Source organism: Methylobacterium sp. UNC378MF (assembly GCF_900103195.1).
GTDB lineage: Bacteria > Pseudomonadota > Alphaproteobacteria > Rhizobiales > Beijerinckiaceae > Methylobacterium.
In genome coordinates this window covers 1-1,957 of record NZ_FMWU01000074.1, presented here as the reverse complement: position 1 = coordinate 1,957, position 1,957 = coordinate 1, and the positions used below count along the sequence as shown (strand labels likewise).

Here is a 1,957-nt window from a genome sequence, read left to right as displayed (position 1 = left end):
ACCCGTTACGACAAGGATCCCGACAACTTCCTAGCCAGCGTCAAGCTCGCAGCCCTGCGGATCTGGCTGCGAGCTTAATGAGTCCGCGACCTAGTGGACCGCTGAGGCGACTTGTGCTCAAAGCGGTCGCACAGGTTGCCGTCGGTTTTTTGTCCGCCTCCTTCAGAGCGGGTTGCTGACGTAAAAGACCGATCAATACGCCATTGCCGGCAGGGCCTTGACTGTCCCACGCGGTCCTGGTGCATGATAATGCCTCCTGCTCTCACTAGAGCGGGAGAGCGACGCTTCCTTGGCGAAAAAAGACAGCGTAAGGGCGCGATCTGGAGGGGCGAAATGGGATTCGTGTCGTACGCGCAAAACTTCGAAGATGTAATGCTCTGGAGAGCGTTTCAGAATACGGACGCCGGATTTTACATCGACATCGGCGCGCATGATCCAACCACCGATTCCGTCACGCGCGCTTTCTATGAGCGAGGATGGTGCGGAATCAATGTTGAGCCTGTCGAAAATGAATTCAACTTACTTTCGAAAGAAAGGCCGAGGGATAAAAACTTAAACGTGGCAGTTGGCCGCTCGCCTGGTAGTCTGCCATTCTATGTGTTTCCCGGCACCGGATTGTCCACCTTAAGCCAAAGCAATGCGCAGGCTCACATTTCTCAGGGGCACGAGGTGATGGAGCGTGAAATGGCCGTCACGACGCTCGCCGATATCTGTGAAAAATACGTCACAAAAGATGTCGATTTTCTCAAAATAGACGTCGAAGGAGGAGAGCAGGACGTCCTGTTCGGCGCGGATTTTAGATTGTGTCGACCGAAGATAATTTTGATTGAGGCAACGCTTCCCGGTTCTCAAAAGACCAATCATCATTCTTGGGAGCCTCTTTTAACTGAAGCTGATTACCGTTTTGTGTGGTTCGATGGACTTAACCGTTTCTATGTCGCGGAGGAGCAATTCAATGCATTGAGCAAGGCTTTTGACCGGCCGCCCAATATTTTTGATGGCTTCGTGAGCCGAAATTTTTCCAGCGCAAGTCAGGCCGAGGCGGCATGGCTTCGCAACGAGTGGAATGCTGCTAACTCCCAAAAGGCTGTAGTCGAGGCCGAACGAGATTGGCTCCGCAACGAGTGGAATGCCGCCAAGGCTCAAAAAGCTGCAGTCGAAGCCGAACGAGATTGCCTTCTCTCCGAGTTGAGTTTAGCTCTCGCTCAGAGAGACGCAGTCCAGGCGGAACGCGATGCTCTTGGCGATTCGGTAGAGACTGTCCAGCAGCTGGAAGGCAAGCCGCGACTTGCCTAAGAGCCTCCAACAAAACCGGGTTTGGCGCGTTGTGGGGAGATGGCAAGACCGCTTCTCCCCGAAAGCCTCTGGGCCGAAATCGCACCGCTGCTTCCGCCTGAGCCGGCCAAGCCGAAGGGCGGTTGGCCGCGAACCTCCGACCGCGCGGCGCTGACGGGGATCCTGTTCGTGCTGCGCTCAGGCATGCCGTGGGAGCTGCTTCCGCGTGAGATGAGCTGCGGTTCGGGGACGACCTGCTGGCGGCGCTTGCGCGACTGGCAGAGGGCCGGAGTTTGGGACCGCCTGCAACACGCGCTGCTCGACCGGCTCGGCCGCCAGAACGGCATCGACTTCAATCGAGCTTCTCTCGACAGCGCCTCCATCGCGGCAAAAAGGGGGGCGCGGCGACGGGCCCGAACCCGACCGAACGGGGCAAGCCGGGCACGAAGCGCCACGTCGTCACCGACGCGAAGGGCAGGACTTCCGCCGCATCGCCACCCGCTACGACCGTCTGGCGATCAACTATCTCGCCGCCGTCTGCCTCGCCGCCACCATCAGCTACTAGTTATGAGTCCGGATGGTAGAAAAAAAGACGGCCGATCCGGTGGCATGGGTCGCTCGCGCGGCGGCTTGACGAGCAAGATCCACGCGCTGGTGGATGCCGACGGCCGTCCGGTGGCGC

General features: G+C 58.3%; 1 protein-coding gene and 3 pseudogenes. All 4 read left to right on the top strand.

The window, feature by feature from the left end:
- Positions 1-78: pseudogene (locus BLT59_RS31590) on the top strand (IS5/IS1182 family transposase); the annotation flags it as partial.
- Positions 79-333: 255 nt separating this feature from the next.
- Positions 334-1,296, top strand: a complete 963-nt coding sequence (locus BLT59_RS30410; protein ID WP_175544177.1) for an FkbM family methyltransferase — start codon at positions 334-336, stop codon at positions 1,294-1,296.
- A 39-nt stretch (positions 1,297-1,335) separates the two neighbouring features.
- Positions 1,336-1,751 (top strand): annotated as a pseudogene (locus BLT59_RS30405) (IS5 family transposase); the annotation flags it as partial.
- Positions 1,752-1,854: 103 nt separating this feature from the next.
- Positions 1,855-1,957 (top strand): annotated as a pseudogene (locus BLT59_RS31030) (IS5/IS1182 family transposase); the annotation flags it as partial.

Excerpts from the sequence above, each read along its gene's own strand:
- BLT59_RS30410 (WP_175544177.1), top strand. The coding sequence starts at position 334 with ATGGGATTCGTGTCGTACGCGCAAAACTTCGAAGATGTAATGCTCTGG.